This window comes from Amycolatopsis sp. PS_44_ISF1 (assembly GCF_032335455.1).
Lineage (GTDB): Bacteria > Actinomycetota > Actinomycetes > Mycobacteriales > Pseudonocardiaceae > Amycolatopsis.
In genome coordinates this window covers 860,980-887,126 of sequence record NZ_JANUXO010000001.1, presented here as the reverse complement: position 1 = coordinate 887,126, position 26,147 = coordinate 860,980, and the positions used below count along the sequence as shown (strand labels likewise).

Annotated in this window: 11 protein-coding genes; 8 read left to right on the top strand and 3 right to left on the bottom strand. The window is 68.4% G+C overall.

Annotated elements, in window-relative coordinates; genetic code table 11:
- Positions 1-14: 14 nt before the first annotated feature.
- The 3 genes from NYF13_RS03890 to NYF13_RS03880 all read right to left on the bottom strand — a co-directional run bounded on the left by NYF13_RS03890 (position 15) and on the right by NYF13_RS03880 (position 2,781).
- Entirely contained in the window at positions 15-1,541 is a 1,527-nt protein-coding gene (locus NYF13_RS03890; protein ID WP_315654199.1) for an MFS transporter, read from the bottom strand.
- 93 nt (positions 1,542-1,634) lie between these two features.
- The gene (locus NYF13_RS03885; protein ID WP_315654197.1) at positions 1,635-2,075 is read right to left on the bottom strand and encodes a MarR family transcriptional regulator; all 441 of its coding nucleotides are present in this window, start codon (positions 2,073-2,075) and stop codon (positions 1,635-1,637) included.
- 277 nt (positions 2,076-2,352) lie between these two features.
- On the bottom strand, positions 2,353-2,781 hold the full coding sequence (locus NYF13_RS03880; RefSeq protein WP_315654196.1) for a nitroreductase family deazaflavin-dependent oxidoreductase: 429 nt from the start codon (positions 2,779-2,781) through the stop codon (positions 2,353-2,355).
- Between the two features lie 458 nt (positions 2,782-3,239).
- Between NYF13_RS03880 and NYF13_RS03875 the strand changes: the two genes are divergently transcribed.
- The 8 genes from NYF13_RS03875 to NYF13_RS03840 all read left to right on the top strand — a co-directional run bounded on the left by NYF13_RS03875 (position 3,240) and on the right by NYF13_RS03840 (position 25,750).
- Positions 3,240-4,736 (top strand): MFS transporter, encoded by a 1,497-nt coding sequence (locus NYF13_RS03875; RefSeq protein ID WP_315654195.1) that lies wholly within the window; start codon positions 3,240-3,242, stop codon positions 4,734-4,736.
- 1,126 nt (positions 4,737-5,862) lie between these two features.
- Complete coding sequence (locus tag NYF13_RS03870; protein ID WP_315654193.1) at positions 5,863-7,029, top strand: putative T7SS-secreted protein; 1,167 nt, start codon at positions 5,863-5,865, stop codon at positions 7,027-7,029.
- Positions 7,030-7,077: 48 nt separating this feature from the next.
- Positions 7,078-7,503: a contact-dependent growth inhibition system immunity protein gene (locus tag NYF13_RS03865; protein WP_315654192.1), complete on the top strand. Its 426-nt coding sequence runs from the start codon at positions 7,078-7,080 to the stop codon at positions 7,501-7,503.
- Between the two features lie 191 nt (positions 7,504-7,694).
- The gene (locus tag NYF13_RS03860) at positions 7,695-8,816 is read left to right on the top strand and encodes a serine/threonine-protein kinase (protein WP_315654190.1); all 1,122 of its coding nucleotides are present in this window, start codon (positions 7,695-7,697) and stop codon (positions 8,814-8,816) included.
- Positions 8,786-11,758, top strand: coding sequence for a DEAD/DEAH box helicase (locus tag NYF13_RS03855; RefSeq protein WP_315654189.1), 2,973 nt, complete (start codon positions 8,786-8,788; stop codon positions 11,756-11,758). Before NYF13_RS03860 ends, NYF13_RS03855 begins: the two co-directional genes overlap by 31 nt.
- The gene (locus NYF13_RS03850; RefSeq protein WP_315654187.1) at positions 11,755-16,977 is read left to right on the top strand and encodes a class I SAM-dependent DNA methyltransferase; all 5,223 of its coding nucleotides are present in this window, start codon (positions 11,755-11,757) and stop codon (positions 16,975-16,977) included. The genes NYF13_RS03855 and NYF13_RS03850 overlap by 4 nt, the downstream gene beginning before the upstream one ends.
- Positions 16,974-23,510 (top strand): DEAD/DEAH box helicase, encoded by a 6,537-nt coding sequence (locus tag NYF13_RS03845; RefSeq protein WP_315654185.1) that lies wholly within the window; start codon positions 16,974-16,976, stop codon positions 23,508-23,510. The genes NYF13_RS03850 and NYF13_RS03845 overlap by 4 nt, the downstream gene beginning before the upstream one ends.
- Positions 23,507-25,750: a UvrD-helicase domain-containing protein gene (locus tag NYF13_RS03840; RefSeq protein WP_315654183.1), complete on the top strand. Its 2,244-nt coding sequence runs from the start codon at positions 23,507-23,509 to the stop codon at positions 25,748-25,750. Before NYF13_RS03845 ends, NYF13_RS03840 begins: the two co-directional genes overlap by 4 nt.
- Positions 25,751-26,147: the final 397 nt, after the last annotated feature.

The following is a 26,147-nucleotide window of genomic DNA, read 5'->3' as shown; positions in this document are numbered from 1 at the left end:
GAAGGGTGCCGGGCTCAGTGGGAATGGCCGGTGACGGACGGGGCCGCACCCGTCTCCCGGGGCCCGCCGGTCCTGGCCATACCGGAGCCCTCGGCGGCACCGTCGACAGCGCTGTCGTCGGCGTCGCTGTCGTCGGGGCGGGCGCGGCGGGGGAACAGGGGCGAGATGAGCAGGAACAGCCCGATCACGATGGCCTGGACCACGAGCGCGTCCCGGAAGCTGTCGGTGACCGCACCGGTGCTCGCGCCGGCGAAGAACACGGTGCTGAACACCGCGACGCCGACCGAGCCGCCGATCGACTGCACCGCGGACAGGACACCGGAGGCGGAGCCGACCTCGTCGTCGTCCACGGCGCCGAGGACGGTGTTGAACACCGCGGCGATCACGATGCCCGCGCCGATACCGGCCACCGCGCTGCCGGGCACGGTCCGCCAGATCGTGAACGCGCCGTCTTCGGCCAGGGTCGACCACAGCCACGCGACCCCCGCGAGCTGGACGAGGGCCCCGGCCTGCAGCACGGTGCGGCCCAGTTTCGCGGCGAGCAGTCCGCCGCTGATCCCGCCGCCGACGGCGGTGCCCAGCGCGACCGGGAGGTTCCCCAGCCCGGCCTGCCCGGCGGTGTAGCCCTGGCCGAGCTGCAGGAAGAACGTCAGCACCAGCTGGGTACCGATGAGCCCGCCGAAGAACAGCGCGACCGCGACCAGCCCGACGGTGAACGCGGACTTGCCGAACAGGGTCGGGGTGATCAGCGGGGTGCGGCCCCGGCTCAGCGTGCGCCGCTGCCACAGCGCGAATCCCGCGTAACCCAGCGCCGCGGCCGACAAGGACAGCCACGTCCACAGCGGCCAGCCCGAGGACTGTCCCTCGTTGAGCGGCAGCACCAGCAACGCCGACGCCGCGGCGACGAGCACGGCTCCGGTCACATCGACCCGCAGCCCCGCGGTGCCGTGCCCGCGGGGCACCAGCCGCCAGGCCAGGGCCACCGCGACCAGCCCGACCGGGACGTTGACCAGGAACACCAGCCGCCAGCCCAGGCCGGACAGGTCCCCGTCGATGAGCGCACCACCCAGCACCGGACCCAGGACGCCCCCGAGGCCCAGGACCGGACCGAACACCGCGAGGGCTTTGGTGAGCTGCCGCGGCCGGAGGTTGTCGCGCAGGATGCCCAGTCCCTGGGGCAGCATCATCGCCCCGGCCACGCCCTGGACCAGCCGGAACGTGATCAGCAGGCCGATGCTCGGGGCGATCGCGCACAGCAGGGAGGACAGGGTGAAGGCCAGCAGGCCGCCCAGGAACACCGGCCGCCGGCCGAACCGGTCACCCAGGCGCCCGCCGAGCACGAGCCCGGCGCCGAGGGTCAGGGCGTAACCACCGATCACCCACTGCAGGCCCACCGGGCTCGCGCCCAGGGACCGTTCCAGCGACGGCCCCGCCACGTTGACGATGGTGGAGTCGAGCAGATCCATCAGCTCGACGACGAGCACGGCGGCCAGCAGCCACCACACCCTCGACGGCGAGCTCCGCTTTCCCGCTTCGGACATGTTCTTTCCCTCCCACTTCCTCATGGGGCAAGCAGTTACGGGCCCCGCGGGCGCGCACGGGCACCGCCCAGCCGGGCGGGTGATTCGGGGCGGTCAGTCCTGGTTCAGGGAATCCGCCGAGTCGGTGTAGATCTGCACGACTCCGGTCAAAAAATCCTCGACCACGTCCCGGTCGCCGGGGCTCAGCGCCGCGACGAGCTCGGCCACCCCGCTCAGCAGCGGGTGCAGCAGCCCGAACATCCGGGTCATCGACTCCGCGACCGGCTCGACCAGAACCTTGCGGCGATCGCTGGCGTGCGGGCGGCGCACGACGTGCCCGGCCTTCTCCAGCCGATCCACGATGTGCGTGCTCGCCGCGGTCGACACCCGCAACCGGTCCGCGAGGTCCTTGGCCGTCAGCGGACCCTCGGTGACCAGGTGCTCCATCGCGGCCAGATCCCGGGCGTTGATCCGCAGCGCCCCGCTCACCCGCTGCTCGATCACCCGCGTGAGCACCCCCACCTCCTGCAGGCGCTCCATCACCGCCTCGCCCACTCCGGGAGACTCCGGCGGCCACCGCCCCGCAGCAGGGCCCGGTCCCGAGGTGGCCGGGACGGCGGGGCGGTGGGCACCGCGAGCAGAAGGTTCCATGAAGGGAACACTACTAGATAAGTCACTAACAAAGTTAGTTAATTAATGTGAGGGCGAATACCCATAGAGTGCGCACCCCGATCGACCTCGGCCGAGCGGCGTTCGGGTTCGTTTCGGGGGGCTACTCCGACCACGCCGGGTACGTCGCCGCGAACGAGCCCGCCGTCCGGCGCCCGGTGGCTCAGCGGCCGGTGCGTTCCAGTTCGAGGACGGGGATGATCCGATCGGTGTTGCGCTGGTAATCGCCGAACTGGGGCTGCACGGCGACCTGCTTGGCGTAGATGTCGTCGCGTTCCTGGCCGGAGAGCACCCGCACGTGCACGGGGAAGGTCTCGGTGCGGTACTCGACCTTGGTGTCGGGGTGGGCGAGGAGGTTGTGGTACCAGGCCGGGTTCCCGGGGCTGCCGCCCTTGCTGGCGAAGATGTAGAGGCGGTCACCGTCCACGTAGGGCACCAGTGGCGCGATCCGCTCGGCCCCCGATTTGGCGCCGACGTGGTGCACGAGCACCATGGGCGAGCCCTCGGTCATCCCGCCGGGCTCGCCGCCGTTCGCCCGGAAGTCGGCGATCACCTGGCGGTTCATCGCGTCGAAGTCGATCTCTTCGGTCATGGCTCCACCCTATGTCGCACGGGTGATCCGGGCGATAACCGGAACGGCCGGTGGGGCCGAGTCGTGGCCGAGCAGCCGTCCGTTCGGCGTGGGAGCCGGGGTCTGCGGAGCGCAACCCTCGACCACGGGTCCAGTGGTCGAACCGGCCAGGTGATCAGTGCGCCGACGGCAAATCCGTTCCGCCGCCCGCGGGCCGCCGGGTACGCTGGGCTGGTTCCTGCCGCCCTGACGGGCGTGTGCTCCGCGTTCGAGGTGATGACTTATTTCCCAGGCCCAGTAGCCGTCTCCCGCAGCTACATGTGCTCTCACTGCACCCGCAGACGAGGGCATCCTTGTGCTGCGCCGACGGCGAATGCTGATGGCCTGGGCTCCGTGAGCTTCTCCTGTCCTTGAAGGGGGAGCCGGCGCGGTCCCCGGTCTGCCCGTCTCTCTCCTCGCGCAGAACAGGACCTTCCCTCGTGTCTTCCGGCACCTCTTCTTCTTCCCCGTCCGCTCACGGCCGGGCGTCCGACGATCGATTCCGCCGCCGTGGCCGAAGGCTGCTGCTGGCCGTGGTGCTGGCCGGTGAACTGATGTCCACATTGGACAGCTCGGTGATCGACACCGCCCTGCCCGCCATCCAGGCCGATACCGGTGCCTCGGCGGCGGAGCTGCTGTGGATCCACGCCGCCTACGCCCTCGTCTTCGCCGTCGGGATGATCACCGGCGGCCGTCTGGGTGACCTCTACGGACGCAGGCGCCTGTTCCTGCTCGGCACGAGCGGGTTCACCGGCGCCTCGCTGCTGTGCGCGCTGGCCACCGGCCCGGCGATGCTCATCGCCGTCCGGGTGGTGCAGGCCGCAGGGGCCGCGATGATGGTGCCGCAGGTGCTGGCCACCCTGCACGTCACCTTCGCCGGCTCCGGTCCCGCCCGTGCCCGCGCCTTCAGCCTCTACGGGACGGTCATTTCCGCCGGTGCCGTGATCGGGCCGGTCCTGGGTGGCCTGCTCACCCAGGCCGACCTGCTCGGTCTGGGCTGGCGTCCCATCTTCCTGATCAACCTGCCGCTGGGCATCGCGATCGCTCTGCTCGGCCGCCGGGTTCTGCCCGAAACCCGGGCGGACCGGGCGCTGCGGCCGGATCCGGCGGGCATCGCGCTGTCCGCGCTCGGTCTGCTGCTGATCGCCTACCCGCTCAGCGAGGGCCCGGCCCGCCACTGGCCCTGGTGGTCCTTCACCGCGCTGGCCGCAGGCACAGCCACCCTGGCCGGCCTGGTGATCCAGCAGCGGATGAGGGCCCGCGCGTATGGATCGGCGCTGATCGAGCCGGCCCTGTTCACCCAGCGGGTGTTCTCCGCGGGACTGGCCGCCCAGCTCGTGCTCGGTCTGCTCTCCGGTCTGCTCATCCTGTGCTGGACGTTGTACCTGCAGCACGGGCTGGGGCTGAGCCCGGCCCGGGCGGCGATCGTGTTCGCGCTGTTCGCGCTCGCCGAGATCACCGGGGCGTGGCTGTCCGCCCTGTTCCTCACCCGCCACCGGCGCCGGGTGCCGCAGGCCGGTGCGCTGCTCGCGGCGCTGTCGGTGGCCGTGTTCGCCCTGCTGGTCACCAGCCGCGGGGCGGAGCTGTCGATGACGGCCATGACCGGGCCGGCCGTGGCCCTCGGTATCGGGATCGGCCTGACCAGCGCCCCGCTGACCGACCTCAGCCTCAGCCGCGTCCCCGAAGCCCACGCCGGCTCGGCCTCCGGGCTGTTCAACACCGCCATCTACCTCGGTATGGCCCTGGGAACGGTCTTCTCCGGAGTGGTCTTCTTCACCCACGACCCCCAAGCCACCGCCCGCGGCACCGACGTCGCCCACTCTTTCGCCGGCGCCCTGCCCTACGTCGCCGGCGGCCTGCTGACCATGTGGGCCCTGATGTTCCTCCTGCCCCGGCCGGGCACCCACCACACCGCCGCCCCCGAAACACCCCGATAACCCCGGCCCAACCCCACCCGAACTCAAGTCACCACTCAACCGTGCCTGCCGCCCCGGCAACCGCTACCGGGGCGGCAGCCGCACGAGATTCCGCGAACGCGCCCTCGTCCCACTGTGCGTGACCGTGCAGATCAGCTCGACGAGGACCACCGACGTCGACAGGTGACCACGGTCGTCCTCGTTGGCGCGGTGCTGGCTCGCGGCCGCGGGTTCCACTGGTCTCTGACGAAGATCAACTCCGCGGTCGCGGCCCGCGCGTTCCGAACCTCCCTCAGCCCGGCCGAGTGCCGCAGCTCGGCGTCAGGCCCGAGGCGCTGCCTGACCCTGCGATTCCCTACCCGCTCGTCGGCTTCGCAACTGGTGTGACCGCGTCCACGCTGCATAGACCCGGACTGAGCGACAGCACTGCGTCCAACCACCTGGACCACCTCGTGGTCACGGCCGCGAGACCGGTTCGCACCTGTCTCCGATCGGATACCTGGCCACCCGCTATGCCCACCTAACGATGCAACTGCAAAACCGCTGTGAACTGCGAAAACTGGTGGGCCGCAAGGGGTTCGAACTCCAGGCCCGCGGATTAAAAGCCCACGGGTTCAATCGCGGCCGTCTTGAAGCAATCTCCGATTTCAGGGCCTCTACCTGCGATTTCGGCAACTTCAAGATCATGTTTGTGGTTGTGAACGGCCGGTCTGGGCTCCGTTATGTCTCCGTTCTCTCTGCTGTGCTCATGACAGTCCGGCTGCTTGCCGCCGGGGATCGGATCCTCCACGCTCGATTGAGTACTGAACGTGTTCGAGGGAGATGGTTTCAGTAGTGGATGGTCCTGGGTTTCACGTCGACGTCGGCAAAGTTGAGGAAGCCGCGAACGGCATCAAGACAAGCGTGACGGACCAGTCGAGCTTCGACCTGCGTGGATTGTGCGGCGACACGAGCTTGTATGGGCATGACGGCATCCACGACTCGTTGATGAATTTCTGCGTCCGCTAGGGCGACGGCATCGACACCCTGACCGATGACGCGGACGCGATCAGCGACGTGCTCACCAAGGCAGCTGCCGTGTACCGGGCGACCGACTCCGCCGCCGCCGGTTCGCTCACCACCGACCCAGGTCTGGGGCCGGTGGATGATGGCTGAACTCGGCGACACCAACGACCCGGCTGCTCTTGTCCCGGGCAAGCCCGAAGCGATCGAGGAAAACGCCCGAGTGCTCGAGGCCCGTGGCGGCCTTGCCGGTCAAGCCGCCGACGGACTCAAAGCCATCGGCACCGGAGCATGGGAAGGCCCAGCCGCCCGCGCATTCCACGACAAGTTCAGCTACGAACCGAACAAGTGGTTCGACGTGGCCGACTCCCTCCATCGAGGCGGGTCACTGCTGACCGACTACGCGCGAACGCTGCGCTGGGCCCAAGCGCAGGCCGGTGAGGCCATCGCCCAGTGGGACAACGCCCAAGCAGTCACCCAACAGGTCGAAGCCCGCCACGACGCCGTTGCAGCCGAAGCCCAGGTGAACAACCAGCCTCCACCACAGATCAACGATCCAAGGGAAGCCGGACGGCAATCCGCCCGGGACACGCTCAACCGGGCCCGGGCCCAACTGTCCGAGGCCGGAGACTCCATCGCCGGCATGCTCGACGCTGAGGCAGACGCAGCACCGCAAAGCCCCAGCTGGCTGGACGGCGCCGACAACTTCCTCGCCGACCTCGGCACACACGCGGCGAACAGCCTCGCTTCGTTCGGCAACGCGATGCTCAACCACCCAGTCGACACCGCCACTGCAGTCGGCGGCATCGCACTGACCATGATCAGCTCAACGGGCGAAGACGCCGGGATCCTGCTCGACGCCACTGGCGTCGGCGCCATCGTCGGTGTGCCACTGAACGTCGTCTCGGCGGCCGGCATCGTCGCCGGCGGGGCAATGACTGCCGGCGCCGTCGGCGATCTCACCCGGCACGCCATGACCGACGACCACGTCGAACCCGTCAAGCCACGCGCCAACCCAACCAAACCCACCAAGACGGACCGGCTCAAGGAACATCTCACGGACAAGGATCTCGACGGGGCCCGTCGTGAACTGAACGGTGAAGTCGTCGCCCGCAAGGGCGACGGCACCCCCTGGGACCACGTCATCGAAGTCAGAGAGGCCCAGGCGGGTCTCACGAACCAGATCAACCGGTTGAAACGCCAGCTCGGCGACTCCCGGCTGGCGCCCGAAGATCGTCCCGTCATCGAGGCCGAACTGTCCGAGGCGAGCCGGCTGCTCGACTACAGTGAGCAGTGGGTACCACGCGGATAACAGCCTTACCTACACGACTGACCTGCACGACAGCTGACACGAGGAGCCATGGGGACCAATCCGGACGTCGACGTTTCGCTCACCCTCGAGCAAATCGAAGACCGCCCCTGGGGCAAACCGCCGGCCGAGGCAACCCGGCTGGTCAAGACCGTCTACGAGCTCCGCCACAAGGCCGTCGGTGCCATGGACACTGAAGACCTCCGCGTCCTGCTGCTCCAGCAAGAGAGCGTCGAAGTGCTGGTCCCCGTCGCGCTCACCCACCTCGAACAGAACCCACTCGCCGAGGGCGACTTCTACCCCGGCGATCTGCTCGTGGCGGTCCTGAAGGTTCCGCAGGCGTACTGGCAGCAGCACCCCGACCAACGAAGCCGCACGTCAGCAGTGATCGGCGAAGTCGAGGCCCTCGGCAAACTCGACGACCACGACGCGCCACACGACACCATCTGGCAGCAGATCAACGCGTTCCGCAGCTGATGGCAGCCTGACGTAACAATCGGCGGAAGCGCGACGACACCAGCCTGCCGGCGGTTGAGCGAGGGAGCGGCAAGAGGAGACAGGTGATGATGGCGGTATCGCCGGACTGCTCTTAGATATGGTGGCCACGGAGTGGGTTGGCCAGTAGAAGAACCGGCGGGGTATGGGGGCGTTGAATAGCCATGGATCAAGTGCCCGCGACGATCGGTCGGTACGCGGTGGAGCGAGAGCTTGGTCGCGGCGGCATGGGACGCGTCTATCTCGCCTGGTCGGAGGCCGGTGAGCCAGTCGCGGTGAAGGTGATCCGGCAGGACCGGATAGACGTGGAGACCCGGAGGCGGTTCGAGCGGGAGGCGTTGATCGCCCGAACGGTAATCGGGACCAGCCAGGTCCCGCGAGTCCTCGGGGCCGATTCGTTCGCCGACGAGCCATGGCTGGCGATGGAGTATGTCGCTGGCGCGACCCTGCGAGATTTCGTGGCTGAGCACGGTCCGTTGCCGGCGCCGCTGGTGGTCGGTCTCGGGGTGGTGCTCGTCGACGGGTTGCGGGGGGTGCACGGCGCGGGACTGGTGCATCGGGACATGAAACCGCAGAACATCATCCTCGCCGATCGTGGACCGGTGCTGATCGACTTCGGACTCGGCGCGTTCGTCGAGCGCCTGGGGGAAAGCATTTCTTCGGGGGGCCGATTTCTCGGCACGCTTTGCTACATGGCCCCGGAGCAGGTGGATGGGGTTTCGACAGTCACCACGAAGACGGACCTGCATGCGCTGGGCGCAGTATTGCTGTACGCGGCGACCGGGAACCTGCCGTACGGCAACGACGGCGCCGTGACGCTGAACCGGATCTGCGACCGTGCGGCGCCGCCGGAGCTTGACGGCTTACCGGCCGCGCTGGTACCGCTGGTCGGGTCGTTGCTCGCTCATGATCCGGACGATCGACCGTCGTTGGAGGCCGTGTTGGCGACCTACGTCGAGTTGCTCACCGCGGCCGGGACCACGGTACGGGACGTGCGTCGCATGCTGGTGGCGGAGACGTTCCGAGAGGTGGCGGAGGCGCCCAGCCGCTCATCGTCGCTGGACGCGCGGCTGGCCGGGCTTGCGGCGAAGTTCGTCGAGCTCCCGGCGGACATTGGTGGGCTTGATCGCCCGGTCGGCCTGGGCGGCGCTCTAGTCCCGCCTCCCGAGCCGGAGCCGGCGACGCCGGTTTCGGCCGGGCGGGTAGCGGCACGGTTGCGAGTCGCAAATCGGTTACGGGAGCAGTACGGGAGGCAGTTGCCATTGTGGTCGAGTTCGTCAAGGCGGCCGGTGTGAGCGGCGAGCGGCCAGCGCGGTATGCGCCTGGTGCGCAGGTGCGGGTGCGGGACGAGCAGTGGTTGGTGCGCAAGGTCGGTATCACCAGTGACGGGTGGATGCTCGAGGTGACCGGGGTGTCGCCGTTCGTACGGGGCACGGACGCGGTGTTCTATGAGGACATCGAGGGTGCCGGGCAAATCGAGGTGCTCGACCCGAAACGAACTCGGCTGGTAGCCGACGACTCACCGAATCACCGCCGGGCCCGGCTGTACCTCGAAGCGGTGCTGCGCAAGACCGCGTTGCCCCAGACTGAACACGGGCTCGCGCTGGCCGGTGGGTTTCTGATGGATTTTCAGACCCACCAGCTGCGGCCGGCCGAGCTGGCGTTGTCTCTGCGCAACCTGCGGCCGCGCGTGCTTATCGCGGACGTCGTCGGACTCGGCAAAACTCTGGAAATCGGCATCCTGCTCGCCGAACTGATCCGCCGGGGCCGCGGTGAACGTATTCTCGTGGTTTCGCCCGCTCACGTGCTCGAACAATTCCAGCGCGAGCTGTGGACCCGGTTCGCGCTGCCCCTGGTCCGGCTCGACACGACCGGCATCCAGCGCATTCAGCAGGACATCCCAGCAGGCCGAAACCCGTTCGCCTACTTCAAACGAGTGATCATTTCGGTCGACACGCTGAAAGGCGAAAGTTACAAACAACACCTGGCCAGCACCGACTGGGACGTGGTGGTCATCGACGAGTCACACAACCTGATCAACCGCGGGACCCAGAACAACGACCTGGCCCGGCTGCTGGCCGCTCGGACAGACGCGCTGATTCTGGCTTCGGCCACCCCGCACAACGGGGACGCCCGGTCCTTCGCCGAGCTGATCAGCCTGTTGGACGATGCCGCGATTGCCGACCTCGCCGACTATGACCCGAAGGACCTCGAACACCTGTTCATCCGGCGGACCAAGACCGCACCTGAAGTACGGGACGGTCTGCGCGGGGAATGGGCCGACCGTGGGCCGTCCACGCCGGTGCCGGTATCCGCTTCGGTGCGGGAGCGTGCGGTGTTCGCCGAACTGGCCGCGCGCTGGCTGCCCGGTGACGATGCGCCCGCGGTGGCCGAGCCACTGATTGGTTACCAGCTCCTCAAGTCATTCCTCTCCTCGCACCGGGCGCTCCTGGCAACCATCGCCACCAGGATGTCCACAGTCGAAAAGGCGGCTCGGGAAACCGAGCGGCGCGCGTTAGTCGACCTGCGGATGCTGGCTGAAGCGATCACCGACGACGACTCTGCGAAGCTCGCTGCGCTGGTGGCGGTACTGGCTGAGCTCGGCGTTGGACCCGGCTCATCGACCCGGGTGGTGGTGTTCTCCGAACGTATCCCCACCTTGCGCTGGCTGGCCGAGACCGTGCCGGACAAACTCGGGTTCCGCAAAACGGGTAAAGCGGAAAAGGTCAAGCCGTGGCTCGCCTACAGCGGTGCGGTGGCAGTGATGCACGGTGACGCGAGTACCGATGACGAACAGAAGCGCATCGTGGAGGCGTTCGGGCTGCGCACAGACCCGGTGCGGCTCCTGTTCACCGGCGACATCGCTTCCGAAGGGGTGAACCTGCACCAGGAGTGCGCGCAGCTGATCCACTACGACCTGCCGTGGTCGCTGATCCGCATCGAGCAGCGCAACGGCCGGATCGACCGGTATGGGCAGCGGATCCCGCCGGAATTCCGCGCGCTGATCCTGACCAGCGACGTCAAATGGCGCACCGACGAGCACGGCACCCCGTTGTCGTTGGACGATCGGCTGGTCGGCGCGAAGCTGCTGGTCCGGGAGGCTGAGGCGCACCGTATCGAGGGCACCGCGGAGGCCGTCACCGGGCTCTGCCGGCCGCGGGATGAGGAGAACCGGCTGGTCAAGGACCTGATCGCGGGCCGCAGCGTCGAGCGATCGTTAGCGGCATCCCGGCAGGAGAATGGCGACTTCCTTGCAAGCATGCTCGGCAACGTCGGTGCGTCGCCGAAAATCGCCGAGGTGGCGACGGCGCGGGTACCGACGGTATTCGCCGCCACGAAGGACTACTTCGAGGAGGCGTTGCGCCAGATCTGCCCGACCGGGCCGGAGGACGAACTGGCGTTGCGCCGTGATGCGGACGGCACCATCGCGTTCGAGCCGCCTGCCGACTTGCTCCACCGGCTCAAGGCGCTCCCGAAGTCCTATCTCGACGAGCAGGGCATCCTGCCCGGCGCCGGTGTGCCGGGCCGGCTGCGCGTCACCTTTAACAGGGGCCTCGCAGAGAAGCGGCTCATCGCGGCCCGGGAGACGAGCGGCACGCAGTGGCCCAATGTCGGTTACATCACCGATGTCCACCCGGTGCTGGACTGGGTGACTGACAAGGCGCTCGCGGCGGCCCGCCACGACGAGGCGTTCGTACTGGCCTTTGTGCCCGATCCGGCGCGCGCGGCGGCGATAGACGCGCGGTTGCTAGCCGATCTGGCCGGGCCGGTATTCCTGGTGCAGGGCAGCTACGCCAACGCGCTCGGGAGGCCGACGGTGGTCGAGTGGATGGCCGTGACCGGCCTGCCCGAACGGCCCCGGGTGGTGGCGATGGACGCGGAGTTCCTGGCCGCCTGCGGGGTGTCGCCGGCCATGCCAGGCCGAACCGCCCCGGACCTGGCATCGCTCCAGGACCTGGTGCCTGCCGCGATCGACGCCGCGCGCGGCTGCTTGGCCGAGCGGGAGCACGAGTACGCGGAGCGTGTGGAAGCCGCGTTGGCGCCGGCTGAGGCACGGGCGGATCGCTGGGAACAGCTGGCCTTGGACATCGCGAACACCGCCGGGTCGAAGGCTCGAATCGATCGGACCGCCCGCCGGCAGGAAGAACTGGTCGCCGCCATGAAAACCGAAGGTGCGCCGATGCTGCGGCTGCTTGCGGTGCTCGACCCGCTGCACGTCGAAGGGGGACACCAGTGAGCGTCGTGTTCGATTCGATCACCAACCGGGGCGAATACCTCGCCGCGCACTACTTCGCCGAAGAGCTGCCCGACGCGCTGAAGAAGCGGCCACTGGCGGAGTGGACGCTCATCGAGAAGGACCCCCACGATGAACGGACGACACCGCGCCAGCGTGTACGTGCGCTGCGCGGCGGTTACTTCACGTCCGAGGCCCGGGAGTTCTTCGCCGACGCGACTGACCTGGACGCCGCCGCGCCCAAGCCCGATCGGGAGCTGGCTGAGAGGCTGACGGCCTGGCACCGGAAAGTCCTGGTCGCCCTCGGTTTTTCCGATGAGCCGGGCGAGCTGACGGTGCACCGTTCGGGCCGAGACCACAAAATCCCGGTGGCTTGGCACGGCGCCGGGATCGTGGCGTTGGACTGCGGCTGGACGAAGACGGTCGATGACGCGGTCGCCGACACCGGCGCCGGGCTTCTGCTGTGCCCCGTGGCGCTCAGCGCGTCCGAACGGTACGAATCCGGTCAACGGCTCGCGGCGTGGTTATTCGGCTGCGACCTCGGCGAGCAGGGTGGCCCGCGGCCTCGGTTCGTGCTTCTGCTGTGCGGGGGCGTCATCGTGCTGGCTGACCGGAAGACGTGGTCAGAGGGCCGGTTCCTGGCCGCGAACCTGGATCTCGCGCTGGAACGCAACGACACCCGCCAGGGCGGCGAGCTGGCGACGATCGCCGCGTTGTTCTCCCATGGGATGCTCACCAGCGCCGGAGACGGTACCGAGATCGGCTTGGACGAACTACTCGGCGCGTCGACGAACAACTCGGTCGGGGTGAACCGGGACCTGCGGGCCGGATTGCAGCGCTCGGTCGAGATCCTCGCGAACGAGGTCCTCGACCGGCTGCGCGCGGCTGGGGTGACGCCGGCGGAGATCGAGGGCAAGGTCCCGTTCGCCCGGCAGCTGACGCGCGAGACCCTGCGTTACCTCTACCGCGTTCTGTTCTTGCTGTATGCCGAGTCACGGCCGGAGCTGCGCATTTTGCCCGCCGACGACGGCAGCTACGAGGCCGGCTACTCAATGGCGCGACTGCGGGAACTGGTGGCCCGCGATGAAGTGCTGGTCGAGGAGGAGGCCAAGCACGGGTATCACCTGTACGCCTCTCTGGACCTGCTGTTCACCAAGGTCAACAGCGGGCACCGGCCGTACGGCAGCGAACCTGACGACGTGCTGCCCGGCGACGACGCGGCTACCGTCCAGGCCAAGGACAACCGCCGGAGCGAGGATCGCGGCCTGCGGTTCGAGCCGCTGCGCAGCGAACTGTTCGACCGGGACGCGATCACGCTGATCGGCATGCACGCCCACCACGGCCGGGAACTGGACGTGCGGCCGCGCAACACGGCCCTGCACGAGGTGCTGCGGCTACTGACGATGAAACGCGCGGACCGGCGTGGCGGGCGTGGCGGGTTCATCTCGTACCGCAACCTCGGCATCAACCAGCTCGGCGCGGTGTACGAGGGGCTGATGTCCTACACCGGTGTCATCGCCGCCGAAGAGCTGTGCGAAGTGGCGAAGAAGGGCAAGCCGGAGGCCGGTTCCTGGCTGATCCCGGCGCACCGGCAGAGCGACTACCCGGCGGAGACGCTGGTGCACTATGACGAGCACGACGAGGCACGCGGACGGCGCGGGGTGAAGCGGTACTCGCCCGGTACGTTCGTCTACCGGCTCGCCGGCCGGGAACGCGAGACCACCGCGTCCTATTACACGCCGGAGTCGCTGACCAAAGTCACGGTCGAGCTGGCGTTGCGCCACCTGATGGACGAGGACACGCCCGCCGCCCGCCTGTTGTCGCTGAAGATCTGCGAGCCGGCGCTGGGTTCGGGGGCGTTCCTTAACGAGGCGATCAACCAGGTCGCCGAGGAGTACCTGCGCCGTCGGCAGGAAGAGCTCGGCGTATCGGTGCCTACTGAGCGGGCGCTGGCCGAGAAACAGAAGGTCAAGGCGTACATCGCGTTGCACAACGCTTACGGCGTCGACCTCAACGCCACCGGTGTGGAGCTCGCTGAGGTGTCACTATGGCTCAACACCATGCACCCAGGCATGCGGGCGCCGTGGTTCGGCCTGCACCTGCGGCGCGGCAACTCCTTGATCGGGGCGCGCCGCGCGGTGTACTCGGGCGACGACGTCCAGGCGGGCGAGTGGGCACGGGACAAGGATTCGCTCGGCCCGGACCCGTTGCCGTTTCTCGATGGTGGCAGCCGGCCGTCGTTGCCCGACGACGCGGTGCACCAGTTCCTGTTGCCCAGCCCCGGGTGGGGTGCGGCGACGGGCTCGGATGAGGCGAAGAAGCTGGCCGGGGAGGACGTCAAACGACTGCGGGCTTGGCGCCGGGCCGTGGTCAGGGCGCCGAAGAAGTCGAGGGCCAAACGCACCCAGTTCACCCGGCTCCGGGATGCTGCGCGCCGTGTCGAATTCCTGTGGGCACTCGTGGAGAAACGGATGGAGCTGTCGGAAGAGGCGATCGCCCGCCGGATCGACGTCTGGGGCGCGGACCCATCCGATCCAGCGTTCGCGTTCCTGCGCCGCCCCGCCGACCCAACACCGAAAGAGAAGGTCCTCGCGGACCTGTTCGACGCGGCGGACACGCCGTACTGGCGGCTGCGGACAGTGCTGGACGCCTGGTGCGCGCTGTGGTTCTGGCCGGTCGACGGCGCTGCCCTCCTGGACGGTACCGACCCGGCGTACGCGGAGCCCGAGCCGGAACCCGATCTCGCCGACCTCCTCGGCACAGTCGATCCCGGGCCGAGGATCATCCGGCAGGGCGAGCTGTTCCCCACGGTCGGACAGCAGGACATGGTCGACGACGAGTTCGGTTCGGTGCACACCATCGAGGTCAAACCGGCGAGGAAACCCGAGCAGGCGAAACAGGTGCGCCGTCATGTTCCGCTGGCGAACCTGGACGACTGGCTCGACTTCCTGGAGGCGATGCTCGGCACCCAGGACGTCCCGGACGGCTCGTTGTTCCGCGAGATCCCCGACCTCGAGCAGCTCAAGAACTACGAGGATTCGTTACCCGGCCAGATGGGCATGTACCGGGGCGACCCGGAGGCCCGATTCCCGTGGTTGCACACCGTCCGGGACCTGGCCGGCGAGCACGGTTTTCTGCACTGGGAACTCGAGTTCGCGCTCGTCTTCGCCACCGGCGGCGGCTTCGACCTGCAGGTGGGCAACCCGCCGTGGGTGCGGCCCCGGTGGAACGAGGCCGCGGTGCTGGCCGAGTACGACCCGTGGTGGGAGCTGACCGAGAAGCCGTCCACAGCGGACAAGAACACCAACCGGACGAAGCTACTCGAAGATCCGGCAGCGCGCGACTACGTGCTGCGCGAGTCGGTCGCCGTCACCGCACAGGTCGCGTTGTTCGGCTCACCGCAGGTGTATCCGCTGCTCACCGGCACTCAGCCGGACCTGTACCGGGCGTTCATGGCACAGATCTGGGCGCACGCTGCCGCCACCGGCACAGCGGGCATGATCCACCCGGATACGCACTTCGTCGGGGAGAAGGAAGGCAGGCTCCGTGCTGCCGCCTACCATCGCCTTCGTGTCCACGGCGACTTCGTGAATGTGAACCACCGGTTCTTCCCCAAACCGGTCGGCGAGAGCAGCCACTTCGGAGTGCACATCTACGGTCCGGCGCGGGACATCGCGTTCGACCACCTGTCCTGGCTGGTGTCGACGGACGCGTTGCGGCATTCCAGGGAGGCAGACGACGCGAAGGAGCTGCCCGAGTACCGCACCGCCGCCGGCAAGCTCGACGAACGGCCGCATCCGGCCCGGGTGATCGAGATCGAACCCGAACTGCTGGCCACCTGGCGGCATCTGCTCGGTGGGGAGGACCAGCCGCTGGACGAAACCAGGTTGCTTTTCCCCGTCAGCACGGCCGAACTGCCCGCCATTGAAGCACTGGCGAACTACCCGTACCGGCTCGGCATGCAGTCCCCGCGGATCAGCAGCGGATACCACGAAAGTGGGTCGAAGAAGGACGGCCTCATCGAGTACAACCGCGTGGACTCGACGACGGGCAGCGAATACCAGCCGGAGAGCTGGCGGCGGGTCGTGCTCAAAGGCATTCAGCTCGGTGTGGCGACCCCGGCGTTCAAACGACACGACGCGAACTCCAACGATCCGCATGGGGCTGACCTGGCCAGGCTGCCCGACGACTTCGTGCCGGACACCGAATATGTGCGCGTACCGGGCCGGACACCACAGTATCTCGCTGCACAGGACCGCTGGCTCGACCATCAGGCACTGGCCGACCTACGCGGAAGCGACCGCGCCCTCGTACGGGCCCGCATCGAGGTAGCCAGAGCGTTGGGCATCGCGGAAGACGAGGTGACCCCGAGCGCAGTGGACGCGGTTCTGACCCGTCGGGCCCAGCGCCGATATACCACATTCTCCCGGCTCGCGTGGCGTCGTCAGATCGCTCCTGATACTGAGCGAGTCCTGTTCGGTGCGCTCATCCCGCCTGGGGCCGCACACGTCGACAACGTGCACACCCTCGCTTTGGCGGAGAAGATCCAAACGTGCCTGGTCGCGGGATTCTTCGCCGCCATTCCGCTGGAGTACTTCATCCGCATCACCAACCTGTCCGATCTTCGGCCCGGGAGTGCAAAGGCGTTGCTGGCGCCCCAAGCCGGGCATCCGCTGGCCTCGGCGCTGCTGCTGCGGACGTTGCGGCTGAACTGCCTGACCACGGAGTACCGGCGGCTGTGGCGCGAGGGGTACGACCCCGCCTGGCGTGACGACGGCTGGGCGGTTCGTTGGCCGGGCCTGACCCCCTTGCAGGACGTAAGTCCAAAGTGGATATACAACACTCCACTGAGGACGGAACAGGCCCGACGGAGCGCGCTGGTCGAAATCGACGCGCTGGTCGCCGTGTGGCTTGGGATGGACGTCGACACGCTGATTGCGGCCTACCGCGGCCGGTTCCCGGTGCTGCGGAAGTTCGAGGCGGCCACCTACTTCGACGCGGCCGGTTCGAAGCTGGCCGGCAACGCCCGAACCCACGGCCAGCGGCAGGGCAAGGAGTCGTGGAAGCAACTGCAGGAGCACCTTGCCGACCCGGAGCGCGTGCCACCACCGGAGCGCTACGTCGCCCCGATGCACAAGGTCGACCGGGAGGCCGAGCTGCGAGCCGCCCACGCGGCGTTCCAGGAGAGGTTGGCCGAAGAGCAGGAGGTGTCCGGCGCATGAGGCCGACAGTGCAAGCACGCGAACTCAAGGAAAGCCTGCTGCAGTACCTGTCCACCACCTACGCGCTCGCCGACGAAGGCGCGCGGGCCGCGTTGCACGAGTTCCTCGGCAACGAGACGACCGGCATGTTCCGCGGCCCGTTCCTGCGGGTCCGCACTCCGTTCACGCCGGCCGCGCCAGGTTGGGAAGACCTCCTGGACTGGCGGCCTAAAGCCGGCTGGACGCCGTATGCGCACCAGGCCGCCGCATTCGCCCGGCTGTCCACGAAGGACGGCCGGGAGCCGCTGCCGACGGTGCTGACCACCGGCACCGGCTCCGGGAAGACCGAGGCGTTCCTCTACCCGGTACTCGACCACTGCGCGCGGGAACGGGCCGCTGGCCGGGCCGGAATCAAGGCCGTCCTGCTGTACCCGATGAATGCGCTGGCCACCGACCAGGCCGACCGGATCAACCGGCTGCTGCTGGCCGACCCCGGCCTGCACCGGGTCCGTGCCGGGCTCTACATCGGGGAACGCCCGGCCACCGCCGAACCGTACGAGCGGGTCGACACCCGCCGCGCCGACATGTGGGCCACCCCGCCGGACCTGCTGATCACCAACTACAAGATGCTGGATCTGCTGCTGCAACGCGAGCGAGACGTGCCACTGTGGGCCGACGCCGATCCACGATTCGTCGTCGTCGACGAGTTCCACACCTACGACGGCGCGCAGGGCACCGACGTCGCGATGCTGCTGCGCCGGCTGGCTGCAACCCTCGGCGTCACCGAGCCGGAGCGCCCGCTCGGCCGGATCTGCCCGGTCGCGACGTCGGCCACCCTCGGCGCGGCCGACGACGACGCGCGCGCCGACGTCCGGCGCTCGGCGTCGGTGGTGTTCGGCCGGGCGTTCGACGCCGACGCCGTGCTCGGCGAGCACCGGCAGAGCGTCGACGAGTTCCTGCCGCCAGCCGGGTTCGATCCTGCGCTGCCGCAGCCCACCCCGGAAGAACTGGCCGCGTTGCCCGACCCGGCGCGCGGCGAAACCGCGTTGGCCGAACTGGCTTTCGCGGTCACCGGTAGCCGTGACCTCGACCCGGTCACGCTCGGGGAGACGCTGAAGCAGCATCCTTTGACCGCCGCGGTGCTGCACGCGAGCGATGGGGCCGTACGGACCAGTGCCGAACTGCTGAACGTGATGTGGCGGGTACGAGCGACTTCGTGGTCCCGCGCCGTCGCTCAGCAGCCCGAGGTAGCGGCGACGGCGCTGGCCCGGTTTGTCGCCCTGCTGTCGGTGGCCCGAGTTGCGACACCAGTCGGGGAGCGGCCCTTTGTGCACGTCGAAGTGCACCAATGGGTGCGGTCGGTAGCGAGGCTGATGCGGGGCGTGCTGGCCTGGCCGCGCGCGGAGTTTCACTGGGACGCTCCTGGTGCCGCGCACTTGGCCGCGGACCACGCGCCGACGACGACGATGACCGCGAGTGGCGCCGCGACCGTGTTCTTGCCCGCGATCTACTGCCGGGCTTGCGGGCGGTCCGGGTGGGCGGTGTTCTCGCCGGAAAGCGACGATCGCCGGGTCGAGCTGGACAGTATCGTCATCCGCCGCGCGTCCACCAGCCGCGACAAGGTCCGGGTGCGGAACCTGATCGCGGCCACCGACGCGGAGGCCAAGGCCGGGCGCGATACCGGCTCGGTGCAGATCCTCGACACTGATGCCAGCCGGCTGCGACTCCCTTCCGGCACGGATTACACCGCGGCCGGCGACCCGGAACTGTCCACAAGGGACTCTGCGTTCGTGCTGGCGCACCTGGGCAAAACGGCCAACACGGCGGCCGAGCACGACTGGTGCCCCGCCTGCGAGGAACACAACGCGATTCGCTACCTCGGTACCGGGCCTGCCGCGCTCGCCGCGGCCGCGATCACCCAGCTGTTCACTGGCGGTGAACTCGACGTCGAACAGCATGAGGACAAGGCGTTGATGTTCAACGACTCGGTCCAAGACGCGGCCCACCGGGCTGGGTTCGTCGCCTCCCGCTCCTTCACCTTCTCGCTCCGCGCGCTGCTGAACCGATACCTGGCTGAGGATACGCCGATCGCACTGAACGAGCTGATGGCGTCGGTGATCGCGGCGACGAGCGACCCCGCGACCCTCGCCGCTGTCGTCCCGGCCGACCTGCACGACCTGCGCGGTGTGCGCAGGCTGCTGGCCGGACGGGGGCGCGGGGACCGTCCAACCTGGGAACTGATCGGGCAGCGGCTCGCTTTCGACGCAATGTCGGAGTTCGGGTTCCGTTCCCGCAACGGCCGCACGCTCGAACTGACCCGCACCGCGGCCGCGCTCGTGCATATCCCGGACCCGGCCGCGGTCGTGGCGCTGGTCAAGGCCGCGCACGAGACAGCAGCCGCCGATCAGCTCGAACCCTCCACCGTGGACGATTCTCGATATCTGGCGCTGGTGCGGGTGTTCCTTGAACGGCTGCGTACCCGGGGCGCGGTGAGCCACCAGTGGCTGGCCGGCTACCTGCGAGAAGCCGGCACCAGCCGGTACCCGGTGTGGGGTGGGCGCCCGGCCGGGATGCGTGCGTTCCCCCGTGGCGTCGCTGCGCCCCGGTTCCTGCTCGCCGCGCCGAAGGACCGCAGCGAGTTCGACGTTGCTACTGGCCGGCTGAGCTGGTACGAACGCTGGGTACAACGCTGCCTGGCCCTGCCCCGGGTCGCGGTGCCGGCGTTCTGGCAGGCGCTGCTGCCGGAACTCACCGCCGCCGGTCTGCTTTCGGTCGGTACGCCGAAGGATGGTTCGGCGCTCATCTACGGTCTGCAACCGGGCAACATCTCCGTCCAGCGGCTCACCGACGAGGACGTGAACACCGCGTTCGTGCGCTGCCCGCGGTGTTTCTGGGAACAGACTGTGCACCCGGTCCTGCTGGCACAGTGGCACGCCCAGCCGTGCCCGGCCTACCGGTGCGACGGCGAGCTCGCGGCGGGCGACCGGCGAGAGACGTTCGGCTCGCACCACCGGGAACGGGATTTCCGAAACGACTACTACCGTCGGCTCTACCGTGAAGCCGGCACCTACCAGGTGATCACCGCCGAACACACCGGAATGCTCACCCGTGCGGAACGCGAGAAGGTGGAGGAAGCGTTCAAGAGCGACGCGTTCGACAGCCCGAACGTGCTGTCCTGCACGCCGACCCTTGAACTCGGCATCGACGTCGGCGACCTGTCCGCGGTAGTGCTGGCCGCGCTACCCCGGCGGCCAGCCAACTACGCGCAGCAGGTCGGGCGGGCCGGCCGCCGCACCGGCAACGCGTATCTGCTGACCATTCCCGACCGCAGCCGCCGCGACCTGTACTTCCTCGACCAGCCGAAGGAGATGATCGCCGGGCAGATCCTGCCGCCCGGCGCGCACCTGTCCGCCATCGAGATCTTGCGCCGCCAGTACCTCGCACACCTGCTCGACCTGGCCGCGCACGGCAGGATGATCCGGCCCGACGGCGTGACGCTGCGGGCACTGCCCGCCCAGGCGCCCGCGTTGTTCGGCGATGCTGGATACCTGCCCGATCTCATCGACGCCGCGTTCGCCGACGGCGACGCGCTGGTCGAACGATTTCTCGCATTGTTCCCACCTCAGGACGGGGAGGAGCAGATCAACGCGGACTCGCGCACCGACCTCCGCCACTTCGCCACGGCCGGGCTGCGCGGCGCAGTCGAACGGGCAGAGGGTGAATGGCGAGCCGGGGAGACCCTGCTGCGGTCCCGGCTGCGGATGATCAACGAGACCCGCGACGAACTGCACGAGAGTGACCCGGAGGCCGCCGATCTCAAGGCCGAGCTGGACGCGGAGCGGCGCACGATCGGGAGGCGGCTGGCCGACCTGGGCACCACGCCGGCGCAGGAGGCGTTGTGCGCGCTGGGGTTGTTGCCCAACTACGCCCTGTTGGACGCGACGACCACGCTCAACGCGACGTTGTACTGGTCCGAGGAAACACCGGCCGGAAAGTCCTTCCAAGCCAAGCTGCGCAGCTACGAGCGCCCGCAACGTTATGCGCTCTCCGAGCTGGCACCCGGAAACACCTTCTACGTCAACGGTTACCAGCACGAGATCACCGGGATCGAGCCCGCGCCGGGCTCGGTGCGCCAGTGGCGGTTCTGCCAGGACTGCGGGTACGTGCGCACCGAGAACGCGGCCGACGACCGCTCGGCCTGCCCGGCCTGTCACAGCTCCCGCATCGCCGACGACGGCTCGTGCCTGCACGACGTCATCCAGCCGCTAGTGGTCACTTCCCGCGACAAGCGCGACGACGCACGGATCGGTGACGAGAAGGACGAACGTCAGCAGCGCTACTACACCGTGATCGACGCCGTTGACATCCCGGCCGAAGAAATCCGGCCGAACACGTCCTGGCGGCACCACAGCGAAACCTTCGGTGTCGACTTCTGCCGCACCGCGGTGATTCGCCGGATCAACGTCGGCCCGGCCCGGTTCGACCGGCACCCGCAGGACGACCTCGCCGGGCAGACCGTGCGACTCTCGCCGTTCCACGTCTGCTCGGCCTGTGGCGCTGCAGCCGCGGACGGCAAGCCGGTTTTCGACCACCCGCTCGATGGCATCGGTTCCTCGGCCGCGCGGCGCCCCGAAGTCAAGCACCACCAACCGTGGTGTCCGCTGAGGCGCGGGAAGCAGGTGGCCGACGTTCCGCAACGACCGGTGCTGCTGGCCCACGAGCTGCGTACGGAGGCGTTGCGGATCCTGCTGCCGGCGGCGACCGTGCTGGTCGCGGAGAAGGTGTACTCGTTCCGGGCCGCATTGCGGCTGGGGATCGACCGGCACTTCGGCGGCGACCCTCAGCACCTGGATACCACCTTTGCGGTGGTGCCGGACAGCCCGACCGGCACCCGGCGGCACTACCTGGTGGTGTTCGACCGGTTGCCCGGCGGCACCGGCTATCTACACCGGCTGACTGATCCGGAGAAGTTCCGGGACACCCTGCGTGCCGCCCGCCGTGTCCTGCTGTCCTGCCTGTGCCGAGAGGAAGGGCGTCGTGCCTGTCACCGTTGCCTGCACCGCTACACCGAGGAGCGCTACCAGGACATCGTCTCCCGGCACGAGGCGCTGGAGATATTGGCGGACCTGCTCGGCACTGTCGACGACAACGGCGACACCGTAGCCGACAACTGGCAGATCACGAACCTCGCCAGCACCGGTCTCATCGGGCTGGACAAGCAGGTCGAATCCGATTTGGAGGCCCGGTTCCTGGCCGCGCTGCGCACCCGGGTGGCAGACGACGCGACTGTGGCGCTTGACGAGGACAGTCGCGCCAGCGCAGCCCTGCGCTTCACCGGCCAGGCGGACGTCGTGCGCTGGCGGTTCACTGCGCAACGCCACCACGACCGGACCCGTACCGACTTCACCTTCGAGCGGATCGACGGTCCGCCACGCACCGTCACCGTCTACCTCGACGGTCACCGCTTCCACGCGAGTCGTGAGCACAACCGGATCGCCGCCGACGCGGCCGTCCGCGCCCGATTGCGCGGCGAGGGGCACGTGGTGTTCGGCTTGACGTGGGCCGACATCGACTTGTTCACCCGCGAGGTCACCGATGCGAAACCCGTGTGGCCGCCCTATCCGGGCAGCGGTCAGGAAAAGGCACGCGAGGTCCACGAAGATCTGGGCGGTGCCCGGGCGGATCTGGCTGCCACCGTGTTCACCAACCCCGTCGAGACGCTGCTGGCCTACCTGCGTGACCCCGACAAGGCGGCATGGGCGCGGCGGGCGGCCGCGCTGGTCGCCGGGCTGACGACCGCGCCGGACCCGGTTGCTGTCGACACCGATCCGGCCGGGGTCGGCGCGGCTTTGCGCGTCGAGTTGGCCGGGAAGACGTTCGCTGCGCCGACGAGCCAATTAGGCGGATTCACTGTGCTGCGCGCGCGGGACAATAACGGCTTGTCCCTGCGGTATGTGCTTGACAGCCGTGCCGGCACGGCGGTGCGTCAGCTGCGGTGGAGCGCGATCGCCATACTGGACGACGCCCCTGACGCACTCGATACCGCAGCCCACAAAACCCGCTGGCGAGCATGGCTCTACTGGTCGAACTTGATCCAGTTCCTCGCGTTCTCCGGCGGGGACGGGGTCGCGCTCGCTGGCAGCAGCGCGCCAAGCTACCCCGTCGACGCGCTCGCAGTGTGCGGCGAGGCCCCCGTAGACGCCGCGGCGGAGGCACCGGCCACGGAACCGCAAGACCCAGCCTGGACGGAGATTCTGGAATTGCTGGACGAAGACGAGCCGCGTTCGGCGCTGACCGCGCTGGCCCACCAATTGGCGGGCCTGGGCAAGGCCGCCCCGGTGTACGGGTTCGAACTCGGCGCCGGTCGCTGGCAGGTCGACTTTGCCTGGCCGGGACAGCGGCTCGGGATCGTCCTCGACGATGAGGGCAGCGAGGCGACGCACCGGCTCTCCGTCTACGACGCCGAAGGCTGGACCGTACGCACCATCGCGGACTCGCCGGCTGAACTGGCCGCGGTGCTTGACCTCATCCCCGACGCAGGAGGAGTTCGATGACCGCCCGGCTGAGCATCCACCACAAGGCCGACGCCGAGATCTATCGGCTGGACCGGAAGGAAAAGGCCCGCTTCTACGACTTCAGCCACCTGTTCCGGCAGAACCCGGACCACCCCAGCCTGGACCTCAAGCCGTTGAAGGGCAACGGCCGGATCCACCGCGCGAAGCTCAATGACTCCTACCGAGTGTTGCTCGCCAAACTCGGCGTCGACGCGCAGGGCGTGGCGAACTGGCTGGTGATCGCAGTCCGCCACCGCAAGGACGTCTACGAGGAACTGACCGTCGCGGTCAACCGCATCACCGGCGAAATCGAGTTCGCCGACCTCTCCGTCGTCGGGGACAGCACGCTGCGCAAGGCAGGCATCACCCTCACTCTGGTCGAGCCAGAACCGGCGGACGCCGGCTCGCCACCACCAGACACCACGGAAGAGGCAACGGCGGCGCCACTCCTTGCCGGGGTCAGTGCCGTGGACCTGCACGAGCTCGGCGTCAGCGAGCCACTGATTGACCTGGCGCTCGCTGTGACCGGCAGCGACGAACTCGACCGGCTGGTCGCCGGCGCGCCAACGTTGTCCGCCGACGTGCTCTACGGACTTGCCGCCGGCATGAGCGTCGATGATGTTCGCCGCGAGATCACCGCCGAGGTGGCGGTCGAGCTGACCGACGGATACGCCGACGACCTGCCGGCCGCGCTCGCCCGCACAGCAGTCACCACGGCCGACGACTTGATCGCCGCGGCCCTGGAGGAAGGCGACTTCCGGGCTTGGAAAATCTTCCTGCACCCCACCCAGGCCAAGGCGGCCCGGCGCACCTACAACGGCCCAGCGCGGGTGTCCGGCGGACCGGGCACTGGCAAGACGGTCGTCGCGCTGCACCGGGTCAAGCACCTGGTCGAGTCGTTGCTGCCGGGGACGGACAAGCCGATTCTCCTCACCACGTTCACCAAGAACCTCACTGCTGACCTTGCAGCCAGGTTGGCTTCGCTGCTCGAACCCGGCCAGCTGGACCGTGTGGAAATCGTCAATATCGACCAGCTCTCCGCCCGGGTCGTCACCGAGAGCGGCGGCAGTCGCAAACGCCGGATCAGCGACGCCGCCGCGACGGACCGGCTCGCTGCGCTACTCGCCGAGCTGGACGAACGCCGCTTCCATGCCCGGTTTCTATTCGAGGAATGGGACCAGGTGATCCTCGGTCAGGCGTTGACCAGCCGGAAGGACTATTTCGAAGCCCGCCGAGCAGGCCGGGGCCAGGCACTGACTCGACTCGACCGGGCCGCGGCCTGGAAAGTAATCGAGCAGTTCACCGTCCGGTTGGACACCGACGGGGTGGAAACCTGGGGCCAGTTCGCCGATCGCGCCGCCCGTCTTGAACTCGACCGCGCCACCAAGGTCGCCGCGCGCACCGGTGTTCCCGGCCCTGCTGACGCCGTCGCTGACGACAGCGCGGGCACCCGCCACCTGCGGCACCGCTACCGGCACGCAGTCATCGACGAGGCGCAGGACCTGCGCGCCGCGCACTGGACCATGCTGCGGGCCATGGTGGCTCCCGGTCAGAACGACCTGTTCATCGCCGGCGACACCTACCAGCGGATCTACCAGCACCAGGTCGCACTCGGCGCACTCGGCGTCAACATCCGTGGCCGGTCGACCCGGCTGACCCTCAGTTACCGTTCCACGAAACAGATCCTGGCCACGGCCATCCAGATCGTCGCGCCGGCCGCGGCCGCCTACGACAACCTCGACGACGGCACCGACACCATCGACGGCTACCGCTCGGTCCTAGGCGGCCCGGTTCCGGAGATCATCCGTTATCCGACGTGGCAAGACGAGCTGGCCGGCCTGGTGACCACAGTGACCACCTGGCGCGCCGAGATCGCTAGTCCGAATGGCACTGTCGCCGTCTGCGCGGCCGACCACGACCGAGTCGTCCAGATCGTCAATGCTCTCACGAGCGCAGGCATTAGCTGCGCCGAACTGACAAAGGACGGACCCAAAGGTGACGGGGACATTCATGTGGGCACCATGCACCGTATGAAAGGACTGGAATACGAGCGCGTCATTCTGGTCGCCGTCACCAATGGCATTATCCCGAAGCGGGTTGGCCCAGCGGTTGACCCGATCAGTGCCGCTCGCCGCGACCGACGGGACCGCTCTCTCCTTTTCGTTGCGGCTACCCGAGCCCGCGACACACTGCACATCACCAGCCACCCCCCGACGAGTCCTTATCTACCGATCCCGTAGTGGGCTGCCCGTTTACAGATCGACGGTCGCGACGAGGTACCTCACTTTTCGGCGGACGAGTTCGTTCGGCGGGTTGGTTACACCGGGCAATACATGAAGAGCGTCCGGTCCTCAAGGTCGTAACGGAGTACGGATGTCGTGTGACGGCAGCCGGTGCGGCGGAGAATAATCGTGGCAGATGAGGAGGGCTTGCTGCGCCCAAGGTGGATGACATCGCTCAGCGTGGATCACCTCGGATCTGTTGAAGACCGATCGTTCTGGGAAGGACGAACGGTGTGGCCCGCCGGGTGCGACCAGGAAGGTTGCGCGAGCCGGTCTCGGCGCCATAATGGCCCCCGACGTCTGCCGATGACGCATAGACGGAGCCCGGACCGCGGATCGCAATGTCTCTGATGTC

What these genes read in the sequence shown, in the direction of transcription:
- NYF13_RS03890 (WP_315654199.1), bottom strand. Translation starts at nt 1,541, where the DNA reads ATGTCCGAAGCGGGAAAGCGGAGCTCGCCGTCGAGGGTGTGGTGGCTG.
- NYF13_RS03880 (WP_315654196.1), bottom strand. Translation starts at nt 2,781, where the DNA reads ATGACCGAAGAGATCGACTTCGACGCGATGAACCGCCAGGTGATCGCC.
- NYF13_RS03870 (WP_315654193.1), top strand. Translation starts at nt 5,863, where the DNA reads ATGGCTGAACTCGGCGACACCAACGACCCGGCTGCTCTTGTCCCGGGC.
- NYF13_RS03865 (WP_315654192.1), top strand. Translation starts at nt 7,078, where the DNA reads ATGGGGACCAATCCGGACGTCGACGTTTCGCTCACCCTCGAGCAAATC.
- NYF13_RS03845 (WP_315654185.1), top strand. Translation starts at nt 16,974, where the DNA reads ATGAGGCCGACAGTGCAAGCACGCGAACTCAAGGAAAGCCTGCTGCAG.
- NYF13_RS03840 (WP_315654183.1), top strand. Translation starts at nt 23,507, where the DNA reads ATGACCGCCCGGCTGAGCATCCACCACAAGGCCGACGCCGAGATCTAT.